Genomic DNA, 15,806 nt, shown 5'->3' with positions numbered 1-15,806 from the left:
TCAAGCAGTAGCGTCAGTGGCGTTACTTGATGACCCGCAAATAGGGGGGCAGTTCCCGCTTCGGCTTGCCCGCCCCTTGGCGAGGCTTGGGCTCGGGCTCACCGGAGCCACCCGATTCGTCGTCTTCGCGCTCCTCGGTGGATCGCACCGGCGCGAGGGCCGGCGCCGGCACCGGCGCGAGCGCCCTCACGGGCGCGCCGGCGTCCCGCGCCGGGGCCTCGCCCGCGCCGAGGCGCTCGCCGGCCTCCACGGGCTCGAGCTGCGGGCGCGCCCTGTCGCGCGCCCGCGCGTCGTCCGCCGCCTCGTCGCTCCGCTCGTCGTCGCCGCTGGGGGGCGCGACGGCGGCGAGCCGGGGGCGCGGCCGCTTGGCGGGCTTCTGCGGCGGGGCGACGGCGGGGCGCTGCTGCTTCTGCGCGGCGAGATCGGCCGGGATGTCCTCGGGCCACACCATGCCGCGCTGGTCCTCGCTCACGAGCGCCCATATCGCGTGCCAAGGCAAGCGGCACCAGAACGGCGCGCGGTTGAACGACAGGGTGCAGCTGATCCCGTCGTCGTCCACCTTGAGGTCGGGGATGGCGATCGCCATGTTCATGCCGACCTGGAGGATCAGCTGCGGCTGCCCCGTGAACCACTTGGGGACGGAGACACCGGGCCGGCGCGGATCGAGGTGGATGAACACGCTCGGCTCTCGCTCGAGGAGGGCCAGCGCGACGTCCTTTTTCGGCGGGAGCGGTCTCTGCACGTCGGACATCGTACTGCTCTGCCCAATACCCCGGACCGCGCGGCTCCGCCAGCGCTTCGGGGAGGCCACGCGCCGAGCAGCGTGCCGGGTGAGCAGGCCGCCGCACCCCAGCCACCAGGCGACTCCAGCAGATCTGTAGAAAGCGCGCTGTGACCGTGAGCGCGGCGCGCGGTGCGGCCGGCGCCGGCGCCGCTCGAGCCTCCCGGCGGCCGCGCGCCGCCGGGGGCGTCGCCGGGGTCGGGCGCGACAGGCCCGCGCGCGACCCCGGCGACGCTCACGCTGCGCGCCCCCGGCCCAGCTGGACGGGGACCTCGGAGAGGGTGACCCGGTGCTTGCCGCCGCTCGTGAGGGGGATGTCGTCGACGATCTGGACGCAGACCTCCGCGCGCTCGCCCAGGTGCTGCCGGACGAGGCGCTCGATGAGCCGCGCGGTCTCGGGCTGGAAGCCCTTGCCCGGCACGAGCTTGACCGTGAGCGCGCGCCGCCGGTCCTGGTGGACCTGGTAGCGGGCGATCGTCGGCTGGTCCTTGATGAGGTGCGGGAAGAACTCCCCGGCGAGCAGCTCGCCGTCGGGGCCGACGAGCAGGTCGAGGACGCGGCCCTCGACGGAGGCGAGCATCGGCAGCCCGCGGCCGCACGCGCACGGCGCGCCGGCGGCGATCGCGACGTCCTGGTTCTTGTAGCGGATGAGCGGCATCGAGCGGCAGACGAGGTCGGTCACGACGACCTCGCCGGGCTCGCCGGGGAGGGCGTGGCGCCCGTCGTGGAGCAGCTCGACGAACACGTTCTCCATGTTGATGTGCTTGCCGGCGTGCCGCCCGCACTCGGCGGCGATCAGCATGAGCTCCCGGCAGCCGTACCGATCGAACACCGGCGCGCCGAACGCGCGCTCGATGGCCTCGCGCTGGTGCGCGAACAGCCGCTCGGCGCTGGTGACGATGCCGCGCGGCGCGGGGAGCGCGCGGCCGTCCGAGAGCGCGTAGCGCGCCGCGTGGTACAGCGCGCTCGCGTACCCGACGATGAGCTGCGGCCGGTACCGCGCGATCTCGTCGAGCAACGCGGCGAGGCGCCGGTCGGACAGGTCGAAGGCGGAGATCATCTTCTTGCGGAGGATGGCCTCGTGAAGGGAGCGCTTGGCCTTCTTCGCGAGCGTCTCGCTGACCAGCACGGTGCTCCACAGGTGGAGCTCCCGGTCGCCGAGCCGGGCGCCCGCCCACCCGTCGGACCGCATGGCGGCCGCGATGCGGCGCTCGTAGGTGCGGTGATCGAAGCGGAACTGCACCGGCTCCCCCGTCGACCCGCCCGTGCCGCTCGCATAGAGCCGGCCGACGAAGCCCTCGGCGAGGAGGTCCTGCCCGTGGGCGCGGAGGTCGGCCCTCGTGAGGACGGGGAACCGCAGGAGGTCCTCCGGCGCCTTCACCGAGGCGGCGCGCACGCCGTGCTCGGCGAAGCGCGCCCGGTAAAACGGGACGTGCTGCTCGGCGAACTGGAGCGCGGCGAGCATCCGCCGGAAGCTGAGATCGCGAATCTCATTCTCCGATCGCCACTGGGAGCGCTCTATCCGCTCCAGGTCTTTCAGGGTCTCCCTGCCCATCAAACGGGTCTCGTAGAACGGAAACAGGATGTTTCGAAACAGCCCACCGTACATGGGCGAAGCGTTCTTTCGAATCATCGACCGTCAAGCGCGCGCGGGCGGCTCTCCCGCCAAATCCCTGTGTTCGTGGCGCGGAGTCCGACCGGAGCGGCGCGCGCGGGCAAACTCCTGAGGCATCCCCTTGGATTCGTCGGAGATTCACAGGGAGGCGAGGAGACGGGGAGGAGATCTTCAAATACGCCCTGTCTCCTCGCCTCCCTGTTCAAACTCTGTCCCAGCAGAGCTGGTGAGCGCTCGGCGCGATCGCTGCACGGACGTACGCTGTCACGGCTGCACGCCGCGCCGGAGGGGCCCGTCAGCCTGCGCTCGTGGCCGCGGACGAGCTCGACCCGAGGATCGCGACGGTGGCGCCGAGGAGGATGATCGCGGCGCCCGCGATCTCGAGGGCGGTGGGGGTGGCGTGGAGCCACAGGGCGCCGATGACGATCCCGCCGAGCGTCTCGCCGGGGGACACGAGCGCGACGATGGACGGGGACATGCTGCGCGCCGCGATCTGGACCGCGGTGTGGCCGACGACGGTGGGGACGAGCGCGAGCGCGACGATGGCGACGGCGGCGTGGGCCGGCGGCGGGGCGACGCCCTCGAGCGCGCCGGGCGCGAACGGGAGCGCCACGGCGAGGAAGACGGCGGCGCTGCCGTAGACGAGGGCGGCGTAGCTCCGCGCCGGCAGCGCGTCCCGGAGCGCGCGGGCGAAGGACACATAGAGGCCGTAGAGGAGGGTGGCGCCGACGACCAGGAGGTCGCCCGAGAGCCGGTGATCGCCGGCGCCGGCCGAGCGCCCGACGACGAGCGCGCCGACGGTGGCGAGGAGCACCCCCGCCTGCTCGGAGCGCGTGGGGCGGACGCCGAAGAACGCCCACGCGCAGAGCACGACGGCGAGCGGCTCGAGCGAGACGAGCGAGAGCGCCGCGGCGAGGGACGTGCGGTCGAGCCCCCAGAGGAAGAGCGCGAAGTGGACGGCGAGCAGGAGGCCGGCGCAGAGGACGGCGGCGCCCTGGCGCGGCGAGAGGCGGGCAGCCGAGCGGGCGATCGCGCGCAGGTCGAGCAGGGAGAGCGCGAGCGCCGCGAGGGCGACCCGGCCAAAGGCGATGGCGAGCGGGTGGACCGGGCGCGCGTAACGGGCGAGCGGGCCGCTCGCGGCGAACGCGAGGCTGGCCAGGACGACGAAGAGCGCGGCGCGGCGGGCGCGACGTGCCGAGGAGCGCGGCTCGTCCGTCATGCGAGGGTGCTAGTTCAGGAGACCGGGAAAGACAACCAGCGCGGCGCGCGCGGGGTCAGCGGGGCGGGGGCGGCGGGGGCGCGATGACGACGAGATTGAGCCCGCCAGGGTACTGGTAGCTCGTGTAGGCGCCGTAGCCGAGCACCTGGATGCCGACGGGCGCCGAGGCGGTCAGCACGTGCGCGCCGCCGTTGCCTGGGCCGAGCCGGACACGCGCGACACCGAAGCCGGAGCCGTTGCCGATCGGGGTCGGGGCGACGCCGACGGCGGCGTCGTCGAGCGTGATCGTGGCGTCGAGCGGCTGGATGATGTCGACGTAGCTCTCATCGTAGTCGCTCGGCGCGAGGAAGACGTACTTGGAGCGGTACTGCTCGACCGCGGTGGGGTGGCTCTGCGACGGATCGCCCTTCTGGCGAGGCTCGGTGTCCGCGTCGACGATCTCGGCGCCCAGCATGAACGTGCTGACCGCGAACTCGTGATCTCCCACGACCTCGAAATCCCGCCTCACCACGTCGAGGTCGACGACCTGGCCAGCGTCGATGGTGGTCGGCGCGCCGTCCGGCTTGCCGGACGGATACGTCAGCGCCGTGCCATCGACGTTGCCGTAGACGCGCACGATGTGGCCGATGACGCGGCCGCCCGGCGACGTCGGGACCGTCACGAAGTACCGCTTGCCCAGCGTCTCGGCGGGGAACACGGACTCTTCGATATGGTCGCAGGCCTGGTGGCCGACCGGCGCCTGCACGCACGGGATGCCCGTCAGCACCTGGACAGGGCGGGTCGCGGTGACGAGGCTGCCGCTGAGGTCGCTCCTCGGGTGCCCGAGGACCTCGACGACATCCCCCTCGTCGAGCTGGACGGTGAAGCTGCCGCCGCCGCTCGTCCGGGGGATGCCGTCGCCCGCGACCACCGAGCCTCCCTCGGCGACGTTCACGGTGACGCTGGTGCCGTCCTGGATCGCGCTGATGACGATGTAGCCGCCGAAGTCCGCCTGCGCCCAGCCGCGCTGGCCCGTGACGCGGTAGTTGCCTGTCATCGCGGTGCTCGGCAGGAGCAGCGACGCGTCGTTGGTGAAGGAGAAGCAGCCGAAGGGCTCCCCGTCGTTGGCCGCGCACGCCTCGTTGCCAGGGCAGGACGACCAGTCCTTCCCGGAAGGGCCGCCCTCTCCCTTGTACTCGAGCGCGTTGAATTGATAGACCGTGACCGGCCTTGTCGAGACGAGGTGGTAAGCGCCGCCGTCGACACGGACGGAGCTCGTGATCGAGTCTCCTCCGGTGCAATGGGTGGCGTCGGGCCCCTTCAGCTCACGCACCCAGGGGAGGTAGATCTTGCTCAGGCTGTTGGGCTTGACCTCGGCGCGCGCCACCGGGGCGCCGGCGCGCGTCACCTCGACCTCGGCGATCTCATCGCCGGCGTTCGCGACGACGACCGCGTAGTCGAAGATCGACCAGACGATGTTCGCGGTGACCGTGGGCCAGAAGTCACAGCCGATATAGGACTTGCTCGCGGCGGCCTCCGCGCACGTCTTCGGGTCGCCGGCCAGCTCGGGGCCGACGTCGCCGCCCCCGGTGCCGGCGCCGATGTCGTCGCCGAAACCGCCGGAGCTCATCGACCCGACGGCGTCACCGCCCGAGCCGCCGCCGCTGGAGGTGGTCCCAGGCCGAGGGTCGCCCGCCGACGAGCCGCTGGCGGAGCACGCCGCCGCCGAGGCGGCGCCCACCCAGAGTCCTACGCCGAGAAACAGAGCATGCTTCGAGATCTGCATGGGCCCTCCCGTCAACGGATCTCGAGCGCAGGGGCCTGTACGACAGCCCCGCTGGCGCGAGATATCATGGTGCTTTTTTGCTGAAGGTGCTGGTCGGGTGCTCGCGCACTCCTGGACACGTTGGTGTCCATCGATCCCGGCTACGCGCTTTTGCAGCGCGGTGCAAGCCGATCGAATACATACGTCATGGGCGACACCAATGAATATCGCGCTTCTCTGAAATGGATGGTCAGCGAGCGACGCAAATCACAAACGTGTCTGTCTCAGGCGCGTCGGGAGGAGCCGTCGCAGACGTTCTCTGCCCCACTCTGCCCCAGATGATCCATCCCCGCGCGGCCAGCGGCCGCGCAGGAGAAGAGGGAATCGGCGTCAATCGAGCTCGTTCCGTTGCACCCAGCGCGCGAAGCCCGCCCCACCGGCCACCAACGTGAACGTGGTCGTCAACGTGGTCGTGAACGTTCACGACCACGTTCGGATGTGGGAGAACGCGGCGCCAGGCTTGGTTAACGCCTCGGGGGGAGAAGGGGGCTAAGGAACTGTCCTGTATACGACCCCTTCACCTTCGCGACGTGCTCCGGCGTCCCCTCGGCGATGACCCGTCCGCCGCCTGCGCCGCCCTCGGGCCCGAGATCGATCACCCAGTCCGCGCACTTGATGACATCGAGGCTGTGCTCGATCACCACCACCGTGTTCCCCGCGTCGACCAGCCGGTGGAGCACTCCGAGCAGCTTGCGGATGTCCTCGAAATGCAGGCCCGTCGTGGGCTCGTCGAGGACGTAGAGCGTTCTCCCCGTCTGGCTCTTGCCGAGCTCCCGGCTCAGCTTCACGCGCTGCGCCTCGCCGCCGCTCATCGTCGGCGCGCTCTGGCCGATCTTCATGTACCCGAGTCCGACCTCGACCAGCGTCTCGAGGACGCGGCGCAGCGCGACGTGGTGCTCGAAGAGACGCAGGCAATCCTCGATGCTGGTGTCGAGGATGTCCGCGATGCTCTTGCCCTTGAACCGCACCGCGAGCGTCTGCGCGCTGTACCGCTTGCCGGCGCACACCTCGCACGGGACATAGACGTCGGCGAGGAAGTGCATCTCCACCTTCACCATGCCGTCGCCGCTGCACGCCTCGCAGCGCCCGCCCTTCACGTTGAAGCTGAACCGCCCCGGGCCGTAGCCGCGCGCGCGCGACTCCGGCAGCTCGGCGAAGATCTCGCGGATCTGGTCGAACGCCTTCGTGTACGTCCCCGGGTTCGAGCGCGGCGTGCGGCCGATCGGCTTCTGGTCGATCGCGATGACCTTGTCGAGCGCCTCGAGCCCCTGGATCGCGCGGTGCGCGCCGACCGGCTCGGTGCTGCGGTGGAGCGCCCGGCCCAGCGCCGGCAAGAGGATGCCGTTCACCAGCGAGCTCTTGCCGGCGCCGCTCACCCCGGTCACCGCGAGCAGCACCCCGAGCGGGAAGCGGACGTCGATGCTCCTCAGGTTGTGCTCGGCCGCGCCCAGGATCTCCAGCCACCCGCGCGGCGCGCGCCGCGCCTCGGGCACCTCGATGCGCGCGCGCCCCGCCAGGTACGCCCCGGTCACGCTCTCGGGGTCACGCGCGATCTCCTCGGGCGTCCCCGCGGCCATCACCCGGCCGCCGAGGTGCCCGGCCCCGGGGCCGAAATCCACGACGTAGTCGGCGGCCCGGATCGTCTCCTCGTCGTGCTCCACCACGAGCACCGTGTTGCCCAGATCCCTGAGGCGCCGCAGCGTCTCGATGAGGCGCTGATTGTCCCGCTGGTGCAGGCCGATGCTCGGCTCGTCGAGCACGTACATCACCCCGGAGAGCTCGCTGCCGAGCTGGCTCGCCAGCCGGATGCGCTGCGCCTCGCCGCCGCTCAGCGTCGGCCCCGAGCGGTCGAGCGTCAGGTAGTCGAGCCCCACGTTCAGGAGAAAGCTGAGCCGGCTCGTGATCTCGCGCCGCACCCCCTCCGTGATCTTCTGCCGGTTGCCCGGCAGCTCGAGCCGGGCGAAATGCTCGTAGGCGTCCCTCACCGTCATCGCGGTGACGTCGGCGATCCCCTTGGCCGCGACGCGCACGGCGAGCGACTCGGGGCGCATCCGCCGGGAGCCGCAGGCGTCGCACGGGCGCTCGCTCATGAACTTGCGGTAAGCGTCCCGCGCCGACTCGGACGACGACTGCTGGAACCGGCGCATCAGGCTGGGGATCACGCCCTCGAACTTCATGCCCCAGGTGCCGTGCGTCTCGGTCCCCTCCTTCCCCCACGTCACCGCGATGCGCTTGCCGGAGAGGCCATGGAGCACCATCTCCTGCTTCTTCGCCCCGAGCTTGCGCCAGGGCACGTCGAGGTCGACGGAGCACGCCTTGGCCACGGCGTCGATGATGCGGAACGTCCAGCCCTCCCCGCGCGCCATGGCCGACGCCCAGGGGGCGATGGCGCCCTCCCGGATCGACAGCGCAGGATCCGGGATCACGAGGGCCGGATCGATCTCGAGGCGGGTGCCGAGGCCGTTGCAGGCGCCGCACATGCCGAGCGGGCTGTTGAACGAGAAGCTCTGCGGCGAGAGCTCGGGGAAGCTCTGGCCGCAGCAAGAGCGCGCGGCGCTGAACAGCAGCGGGGCGTCGGGGCGACGCCGCTTCCCGGACGCCCCCTCGTCGGCCTGAAGCTCGACGCGGAGCTCGCCGCGCCCCTCCTGGAGCGCGAGCTCGACCCCCTCCGTGATGCGCTGGCGCTCGTCCGCCCGCACGACCAGCCGGTCCACCACGAGCGCGATGGTGTGCTTGAGCTTCTTGTCGAGCTTCGGCAGCTCGTCGAGCCGGTGCTGCGCCCCGTCGATCTCGACCCGCACGAAGCCGCGGCCCCGGAGCTCCTCGAACAGGTCCTTGAACTCCCCCTTCCGGTGCGTCACGAGCGGCGCGAACAGCACGAACCTCGTCCCCTCCGGCATCCCGAGGAGCTCGTCGACGATCTGCTCCGAGCTCTGCGCCTTCACCGGCTTGCCGCAGAGGTGGCAATGCTGCTCGCCGGCGCGCGCATAGAGCACGCGCAGGTAATCGTAGACCTCCGTGATCGTGCCGACCGTGGAGCGCGGGTTGCTCGACGCGCTCTTCTGCTCGATGGCAATGGTCGGCGACAGGCCGCGCAGGTGCTCGACCTGCGGGCGCTCGAGCTGACCCAGGAACTGACGCGCGTAAGAGCTCAGCGTCTCGACGTAACGCCGCTGCCCCTCGGCGTAGAGCGTGTCGAACGCCAGGCTCGACTTGCCCGAGCCGCTCACCCCCGTGAACACCACGAGCTTCCGCTTGGGCACCTCCAGCCGATCGATGCGGAGGTTGTGCTCCCGCGATCCGAGCACCTCGATGAAATCCGGCTCGCGCGCCGCGTCGAGGAGCTTGAGCGCCGGACGGTGGTGCTCCGCAGGATCGAGCTCCGCCGCCGCCGGGCCGGCGCGCCGCGCGCCCGAGGAGCCGCCCTTCCCCGGCTTGCTCAGCGCCGCGCTCCGGGACGGGGATTCGATGGATTGCGGGTGTGTGGATCCGTTCGTTCGCGCGCCCATTGGATTCGCCACCGCCATTAACACGGTGGCGTGCTCTCCGGCACGCGGTGTTCCATGGAAAAACTGGCGGGCTGAGCGCAATGCTCTCGCGCTCACGCCGCCGGAGCGGCAGGGCGGGCGCGCGGATCAGCGCCTGGTCGGGCCGCCGGGCGAAGCGCGCCAGCGCACGACAACGCAGGTGACGTTATCGGGGCCACCGTTCTCGTTGGCACGCTTGACGAGCCGGGACGCGATCTCGGCCAGATCGGCCTGGGTCGCCAGGATACTTGCGATATCTTGCGCCGACACCACGCCGGACAGGCCGTCTGAGCAGAGCAGGAGGACATCCCCTCCCTCGATGGCGTCGATCCGCGTCTCGACGTCGACCGCCTCGTCGGTGCCGAGGGCGCGGGTGATCACGTGCTGGAGCGGGAACGAGCTGGCCTGCTCGGGGAGGAGGTGGCCGAGCCGGATGCACTCGTTGACCAGCGAGTGATCCCGCGTGAGCTGCTCGAGGCGATGATCGCGGAGGCGGTATACGCGGCTATCGCCCACGTGCGCGACGGCGATGAAGCCGTCGCGCGCCAGCACGGCCGCGATCGTGGTGCCCATGCCGCGCTTCTCCCGGTCGCGCCGCGCGGCGGAGAAGATGCGGCCGTTCGCGAGCTGGATGCCCGCGACGAGCAGGGGGAGCCCCTGATCGACGTAGCGCGCCTCCGAGCCCCGCGTCGTGGGCGGCCCCACGCCGACGGCGACAGGCCAGGTGGAGTCCGGGTCGTCGAAGAAATCACGCACCGTATCGATCGCCATGCGCGAGGCGACCTCCCCGGCGGCGCGCCCTCCCATGCCGTCGGCCAGGAGGAACAGCCCCCGGGGCTCGAGGATCGCGAAGCTGTCCTCGTTCGTGTCTCGGACCATGCCAGGATGGCTGATCCCGGCGGCTTCAAAAACGAGGTGACGCTGCACGGCGCTGCCCTCCAGCGTGCTCGCAGGCACGCTCTGCCGGACTGCCGGACGACGGGCGCGCGTCTTCCGTCATCGCGTCATCCACACCCTTCCGGCGCCTTCCTCGGACCGATCGCGCGACACGGGGTGCTTCGTCTGCTCATCTTGCCGCCCGCTCCGACTGCTCCCAGCGAGCCTACGCGCCAAGGATCGGTCGCGTCCACCAGATCAGGCCTCGGGGCGCGCCCGCCGGCGGCCGTCCGCGCAGAGCTCGGCACGGTGCGCGATTGCGCCTCACGTTGCGCGCCCGTCGCCGTTCCGTTTCCAACGTCTCGATTTGCCGCGGCTTCGGGGCGACCTCCCGTCGGGACAGCGAGCCGACCGGGCCGCCGGGCCGAGCCGGGGACGCCGGCGCGCGGCGGGCTCGTCACGGGACCGCGAACCGGTCGGCGCCGCCGCCGGAGCACGCGCTCAGCGCGAAGCCGAACCGCCCGTCGTCGGTGCCCTCCTGCATGATGCGCTCGAGGTTGCGGCACTCGTGGCGGAAGACGCCCCGGAGCGCGTAGCGATCCTTGCTGTTCACGACGACCACGACGCCCGTGAGCGTGACCTCGAGGCGGTAGGTGACGGGATCGCCTTCGATGGTGTACCGCGTGGTCGTGAACTCGGACGGGTCGTGGTTCCTGTACGCCTGCCAGATGCACTCGCGCGCCGCGCCGTTGTAGCCGTCGCCGCGCTTGACCACCTCGGTGCCGCACTGCTTGAGCGGCGGCGTGAGCGGCCCGCTCTGCACCTTGTCGGGCGAGGACGAGCAAGAGCTGGCGAGCAGGAAGAGCGCGAGGGAAGCGAGCGATCGGCCTGGCGAGCAAAGCATGGGGACTACTTACCTAACGCGATCCGCGAAAAAGGGATTCTTTTTTTCGGACGGACCGAGCCGGCCGTCGGCGAGGGGCGGCGTCGCTCGTGTTCCGAGGGGCGGCTTTTTTCCGCGCTGGCTTCTCGGGCTGCGGCTCGAGCGCGGCGGCCAGGGCGCCGAGGTCCTGGAGGCCGGCCACGAGCGCGCGCAGGTAGTGCTCCGAGAGCCGCTCGGCGGCGCAGAGCGCCCGGGAGGCGAGCACCTGGGCGTTGTAGGGGCCGGCGTCCTCCGGCACGTTGTCGGCCGCGCGCGCGACGGCGAGCGTGGCGCGCGCGCTCACCAGCGACTCGTGGAACAGCGCGGTGGACAGCGCGCTGCTGAGGGCCTGGGCCTGCCGCTTCACCCGGCGCTCGACGACGTCGCCGTCGCACGGGAGCTCGGCGAGATCGCGCGCGAGCGGCCTGGGGAGGCGCACGTCGCGCGCGGCCACCTCGCCACGAAGGCGCGCGAGCGAGGGGACGGCGGTCGTCTTCCGCTCGGCGGCGAGCGCGCGCAGGCGGCGGCGCGCTGTCCTCACGACGGCGGGGAAATCGCCGAGCGCGAGGGCCGCGGCCAGGGCGCCGTCGTGAGGGAGGCCGGCGTCGGCGAGGGCGCGGAGGTGGGCCTCGGCGTCGACGCGGGCGCGGTGGAAGGCGGCGTCGAGCGCCGCGAGCCGCGCGGAGGCGCGGGCGGCGAGGCGCGCGCGGGCGCCGCCGTCGAGGGCGCGAGCGCGCTCGAGGAGCGCCTCGACGAGGCGGTAGCCCGCGGGGTCGAAGCGGTGGGCGCCGGCCGCCCGCAGGGCGGCGAGGCGCGCGTCGGCCGGGGGCGACCCGGGTTGGGGGGACGCGGACAACCCGGGTTGGGGGGACGGGGGCGACCCAGGTTGGGGGGACGCAGCCAACCCGGGTTGGGGAGGCATTATCGGAGAAAAATCCGACGTGGATGTCATCAGGGCGCGCCCCGACGCGGGATCGGCGAGATCTCCACCCGGCGGTTCTTCGCCCGGTTCTCGCTCGTGTCGTTGGGCGCCACCGGGTGCCGCTCTCCGAAGCCCGCCGCGAACAGCGACGTGTCGGGGACCCCCGCTGCGGCGAGCGCCCGCGTCACCGTGAGCGCTCGCTGCGCCGAGAGCTCCCAGTTGTCGGCATAACCGCGGGACGAGCTCGTGAGCGGGCGGTCGTCCGTGAAACCGCTCACCATGATGAGCTCGTCATGATGCTCGAGGTACGCCTTGAGCGGGTCGGCCAGCGCGCGGAGCAACGCGATGCCCGCCGGCTGCAGCTCGGCCGAGTTGAGCTCGAACAGGATGCTGCCGCGGATCCCGATGCGCCCCTCCGTCAGGGTGATCCTTCCCTCGGCCAGCGGTCCGGCCAGGGCGCGCTCGAGCGCCTCCAGACGCGCGCGCTCCGTCGCGCGGGTGGCGCGCTCGGCGGCGAGATCGCGGGCCAGATCGACCTGAAACGAGATCGCCCAGACGAAAAAGAGCACGAAGAGGCCGAAGAGACAGGCCATGAGGTCGCCGAAGACCGGCCAGACCGCCGCCTGCTCGGGGACATCGTCTTCGGCCGGCGTCAGGGACATCGCCTCGCTCTCGCGGCTGACGTCAGCAAACGCGGTGAGATCTCGCCACGATCCGCCGAGCGCACGGTCTCGAGGGGCGAGAGACCAGGGCCCGACACACGCGAGGCGCGGCGCATCAGCTCGTCTTGCTCCTCAGCGCCCGCAGCTCGGAGAAGAGCTCGCGCTGGAACTGCAGCGAGTGATCGAAGACCTCACGGGTCTGGTCGAGGTAAGCGCCGAGGAGGTCCGTCGCCTCGCCGTGCTCCCGGCGCTCGATCGCGTCCTCGATCGCCCCCAGGCTGTTCAGCCAGCGATCGCTCGCGTCGCGGTAACGGTCAACCGCAACAGTGAACATTTCCGCCACAGACGTCATCTCGGCGCCGCCGGCCCGCACGAGCTCCGAGGCCTCCCGCACGACCGCTGCGGTTGCCTCGAGGCTCTCGCCGAGGCCGCGGGCGTGGGCGCTGAGCCGCTCGGCGAGCCCGTCGGCCGCCTCCCGCCGCGCTCCGTCGAGCCGCTCCTCGAACGCCAGCAGCCGCGCCGCCTGCTCCGCCAGCTGCGCCCGCGCCGCCTCGCCAAGCGCGGCCACGCGCGCCTCGGCGCGCGCCTCGCGCTCCGCACCGCTGCGCTCCGCCGCCTCCGCAAGCGCGGCCACGCGCTCCGCCTGCTCCCGCGCGCTCCCGGCCATCCCCGCCGTCGCCTCCGACAGCTTCTCCAGCAGCGCGTCCAGCCGCGCGTCCCGCGCCGCGTCCGCCTCCGCACGTACCGACAGCCGCTCCGACGCCTCCCCGATCAGCCGCGACGCCGCCTCCGGCGCCGCCTGCGCAGCACGCGCCGCCTCCGACAGCGCGCCCGACAGCGTCTCGCCCAGCGCCGTCAGGTGCGCCGCACGCTCCGCGTCCAGCTCCGCCTGCCGCTTCGCCGCTTCCGCAGCGCGCGCCGCGTGCGCTCGCTCCAGCCGCTCGATCGCCTCCCCCACCACCGACGACAGCCGCTCCGCCTGGCCCTCCAGCCTCGACGCCGACGCCGTCTCCAGCTCGCGCCGGCGCGCGGCGGCCTCCCGGTCGAGCCGCTCGAGCCGCTTCGCAGCGCCCTCTTCCATCCGCTCCAGCCGCGACGCCACGCCCTCTTCCAGCTGCTCCAGCCGCGACGCCACGCCCCCTTCCAGCTGCGCAAGGCTCTCGCCTAGGCCGCGCGCGTGGGCGCTGAGCCGCTCGGCGAGCCCGTCGGCCGCCTCCCGCCGCGCTCCGTCGAGCCGCTCCTCGAACGCCAGCAGCCGCGCCGCCTGCTCCGCCAGCTGCACCCGCGCCGCCTCGCCCAGCGCGGCCATGCGCGCCGCCTCGCGCGCCTCGCGCTCCGCGCCGCTGCGCTCCGCCGCCTCCGCAAGCGCGGCCACGCGCTCCGCCTGCTCCCGCGCGCTCCCGGCCATCCCCGCCGTCGCCTCCGACAGCTTCTCCAGCAGCGCGTCCAGCCGCGCGTCCCGCGCCGCGTCCGCCTCCGCACGTACCGACAGCCGCTCCGACGCCTCCCCGATCAGCCGCGACGCCGCCTCCGGCGCCGCCTGCGCCGCTCGCGCCGCCTCCGACAGCGCGCCCGACAGCGTCTCGCCCAGCGCCGTCAGGTGCGCCGCACGCTCCGCGTCCAGCTCCGCCTGCCGCTTCGCCGCTTCCGCAGCGCGCGCCGCGTGCGCTCGCTCCAGCCGCTCGATCGCCTCCCCCACCACCGACGACAGCCGCTCCGCCTGACCTTCCAGCCTCGACGCCGACGCCGTCTCCAGCTCGTGCCGGCGCGCGGCGGCCTCCCGGTCGAGCCGCTCGAGCCGCTTCGCAGCGCCCTCTTCCATCCGCTCCAGCCGCGACGCCACGCCCTCTTCCATCCGCTCCAGCCGCGACGCCACGCCCCCTTCCAGCTGCGCAAGGCTCTCGCCTAGGCCGCGCGCGTGGGCGCTGAGCCGCTCGGCGAGCCCGTCGGCCGCCTCCCGCCGCGCTCCGTCGAGCCGCTCCTCGAACGCCAGCAGCCGCGCCGCCTGCTCCGCCAGCTGCGCCCGCGCCGACTCGCCAAGCGCGGCCACGCGCGCCTCGGCGCGTGCCTCGCGCTCCGCGCCGCTGCGCTCCGCCGTCTCCGCAAGCGCGGCCACGCGCTCCGCCTGCTCCCGCGCGCTCCCGGCCATCCCCGCCGTCGCCTCCGACAGCTTCTCCAGCAGCGCGTCCAGCCGCGCGTCCCGCGCCGCGTCCGCCTCCGCACGTACCGACAGCCGCTCCGACGCCTCCCCGATCAGCCGCGACGCCGCCTCCGGCGCCGCCTGCGCCGCTCGCGCCGCCTCCGACAGCGCGCCCGACAGCGTCTCGCCCAGCGCCGTCAGGTGCGCCGCACGCTCCGCGTCCAGCTCCGCCTGCCGCTTCGCCGCTTCCGCAGCGCGCGCCGCGTGCGCTCGCTCCAGCCGCTCGATCGCCTCCCCAACCACCGACGACAGCCGCTCCGCCTGGCCCTCCAGCCTCGACGCCGACGCGACGTCCGCCTCGCGCCGCGCGCGCGCCTCCTCGTCGAGGCGCCGCTCGACGGCCTGCAGCGCGCCGCCCGCGACCGCGCCAGCGCGCTCCACCGCCTCCGCCAGGATCGGCCTGACCACGCTCGCCGCGACGTCGGCGGTCTGCCGGAGGCCCGCGGCGATGTCCCCGCGGACTTCGGCCGCGGCCGCGGCGAACGAGGCGGCGGCCTGGCGCGCGCCCTCCACCTGGACCGCAAGCAGCCGCTCCTCGAGGCGCTCCAACCGGCCCGTGGCCTCGCGGAGCGACGCCGCCGCGGCGGGGAGCGCCTCGCCCTGCCGCGCGAGCGCCTCCAGCGCCGCGAGCTGCCGCCCCGCCACCGTGAGCGCCGCGAGCGGGCCCGACGCGTAGGCCTGGAGCGCCGCCGCGGCCCGCGCCTCGGCCCGGCGCAGGAGCACGCCGGCGAGCCCGAGCATCCCCGACGCCGCGACGCCCGCCGCCGACGTGCCGAACGCGCGCGAGAGGCCCTGCATGGGCGCGGCCAGGCTCTCCCGCAGCGCGTCGACGTCGGCGCTCAGCGTCAGCGCCTCGCGGGCCCCCCGCAGCGTCTCGAACAGGCCGAGGAACGTGCCGAGCAGCCCGATCATCACGAGCAGGCCGACGAGGTACGACGCGAACGTCGTGCTCGCCGGGGGCAGCGCCGCGCCCGCGATCCGCGCCTCGAGCATCGATCGGAGCGGGGCGCCGCTCTGCTCGATCGCCGCCCGCGTCGCCGGCCGCGGCAGCGCGCCGAGCTCGCGCTCGATCCGGGCAGCCCGCCCCGCGCGCGCGAACAGCTCGAGCGTGCCGAGCGCGAGCCCCAGCGCGATGAGCTGCACGAGGCGGTACGCGAGCGGATCCGCCCCGCGGTAGACGAGCGCCGCCCGCCCCACCAGGGCGAGGCCGACCCCGCCGGTAAAGAGCACCAGGATCCGCGTCGTCCACTGCCGCGCCGTCGCGAGCCGCATCGTGAA

10 protein-coding genes are annotated in these 15,806 nt (G+C 73.2%); all 10 read right to left on the bottom strand.

The features are described 5' to 3' along the window. Nucleotides 1–22 precede the first annotated feature (22 nt). The 10 genes from WME97_RS46230 to WME97_RS46185 all read right to left on the bottom strand — a co-directional run bounded on the left by WME97_RS46230 (nucleotide 23) and on the right by WME97_RS46185 (nucleotide 15,800). The gene (locus WME97_RS46230; RefSeq protein WP_437547480.1) at nucleotides 23–751 is read right to left on the bottom strand and encodes a ClpXP protease specificity-enhancing factor SspB; all 729 of its coding nucleotides are present in this window, start codon (nucleotides 749–751) and stop codon (nucleotides 23–25) included. A 265-nt stretch (nucleotides 752–1,016) separates the two neighbouring features. Then, nucleotides 1,017–2,336, bottom strand: coding sequence for a phenylacetate--CoA ligase family protein (locus tag WME97_RS46225; RefSeq protein ID WP_437547479.1), 1,320 nt, complete (start codon nucleotides 2,334–2,336; stop codon nucleotides 1,017–1,019). 355 nt (nucleotides 2,337–2,691) lie between these two features. Continuing rightward, nucleotides 2,692–3,615: a DMT family transporter gene (locus tag WME97_RS46220; protein WP_437547478.1), complete on the bottom strand. Its 924-nt coding sequence runs from the start codon at nucleotides 3,613–3,615 to the stop codon at nucleotides 2,692–2,694. Nucleotides 3,616–3,670: 55 nt separating this feature from the next. Next, complete coding sequence (locus WME97_RS46215; RefSeq protein WP_437547477.1) at nucleotides 3,671–5,380, bottom strand: IgGFc-binding protein; 1,710 nt, start codon at nucleotides 5,378–5,380, stop codon at nucleotides 3,671–3,673. Nucleotides 5,381–5,883: 503 nt separating this feature from the next. Then, nucleotides 5,884–8,928, bottom strand: a complete 3,045-nt coding sequence (gene uvrA, locus WME97_RS46210) for an excinuclease ABC subunit UvrA (protein WP_437547476.1) — start codon at nucleotides 8,926–8,928, stop codon at nucleotides 5,884–5,886. A 126-nt stretch (nucleotides 8,929–9,054) separates the two neighbouring features. Beyond that, nucleotides 9,055–9,825: a PP2C family protein-serine/threonine phosphatase gene (locus tag WME97_RS46205; RefSeq protein WP_437547475.1), complete on the bottom strand. Its 771-nt coding sequence runs from the start codon at nucleotides 9,823–9,825 to the stop codon at nucleotides 9,055–9,057. A gap of 454 nt (nucleotides 9,826–10,279) precedes the next feature. Further along, nucleotides 10,280–10,726 carry a hypothetical protein gene (locus tag WME97_RS46200; RefSeq protein ID WP_437547474.1) on the bottom strand — a complete coding sequence of 149 codons (447 nt, stop codon included), beginning with the start codon at nucleotides 10,724–10,726 and terminating at the stop codon, nucleotides 10,280–10,282. Nucleotides 10,727–10,739: 13 nt separating this feature from the next. Then, nucleotides 10,740–11,600 (bottom strand): DUF2894 domain-containing protein, encoded by an 861-nt coding sequence (locus WME97_RS46195; RefSeq protein WP_437547473.1) that lies wholly within the window; start codon nucleotides 11,598–11,600, stop codon nucleotides 10,740–10,742. Nucleotides 11,601–11,695: 95 nt separating this feature from the next. Beyond that, nucleotides 11,696–12,328 carry an OmpA family protein gene (locus tag WME97_RS46190; protein WP_437547472.1) on the bottom strand — a complete coding sequence of 211 codons (633 nt, stop codon included), beginning with the start codon at nucleotides 12,326–12,328 and terminating at the stop codon, nucleotides 11,696–11,698. 115 nt (nucleotides 12,329–12,443) lie between these two features. Then, on the bottom strand, nucleotides 12,444–15,800 hold the full coding sequence (locus tag WME97_RS46185; RefSeq protein ID WP_437547471.1) for a hypothetical protein: 3,357 nt from the start codon (nucleotides 15,798–15,800) through the stop codon (nucleotides 12,444–12,446). Nucleotides 15,801–15,806: the final 6 nt, after the last annotated feature.

It is taken from the genome of Sorangium sp. So ce367 (assembly GCF_051520455.1).
Taxonomy (GTDB): Bacteria; Myxococcota_A; Polyangia; order Polyangiales; family Polyangiaceae; genus Sorangium; species Sorangium cellulosum_B.
Note: the sequence above shows the minus strand (reverse complement) of the source record. Positions and strands in the feature narration are given on the sequence as shown.